The organism is Methanosarcina sp. MSH10X1, assembly GCF_004099695.1.
GTDB lineage: Archaea > Halobacteriota > Methanosarcinia > Methanosarcinales > Methanosarcinaceae > Methanosarcina.
Genome location: NZ_SCHL01000051.1, coordinates 1 through 518 on the forward strand (window position 1 = coordinate 1; position 518 = coordinate 518).

General features: G+C 50.6%; 1 protein-coding gene. It reads right to left on the minus strand.

The window, feature by feature from the left end:
- A partial coding sequence (locus tag EQO05_RS15240; RefSeq protein WP_128507955.1) for a DUF169 domain-containing protein occupies nt 1-518 on the minus strand: 518 nt, incomplete at both ends.

Sequence of the window (518 nt, forward strand, 5' to 3'; positions counted from 1 at the left end):
GTGTATGTCCTGCTGCCGCTGCAGCCGACTGTAACTCCGATTTTGCCTTCTTTGTAGACCCTTACAACCCCATCCGAGCACAGACTCTGTTTTCCTGCGAAACTGGATTCAATCCTGCCGCCTGTTTTATACATCATAGCCTGAGTAAGCAGCATAACCTGCCTGGGGGTGCAGATGACCACAATAACATCCGGTGTAAACGAAGCTTTTTCAAGAGGAGAATACAGGATAGCTTCCGTTGAGTTTGCGGGAAGCTTGGAAACCATTTCAAGGGTACGCCTTGCAGCGCCCTGGGTGCTGAATTGTTTTAGCCCTTTAAAATAGAATTCTCCGCTTGCGACTTTCGGGGGCATTTCCCCAAGGCCCATTGCACCGGCTCCGCCTTTGCACATCTGGTCTTCGACCAGGGTATAGAACTCCTCGCCGGTTCTTCTTACCCTGTCAACCAGCTGGCAGTGTCTCATAGCCTCATCTACCCTGTTAATCCCTTCCGGAATTTCTCCTCCTTTAGGAATCAG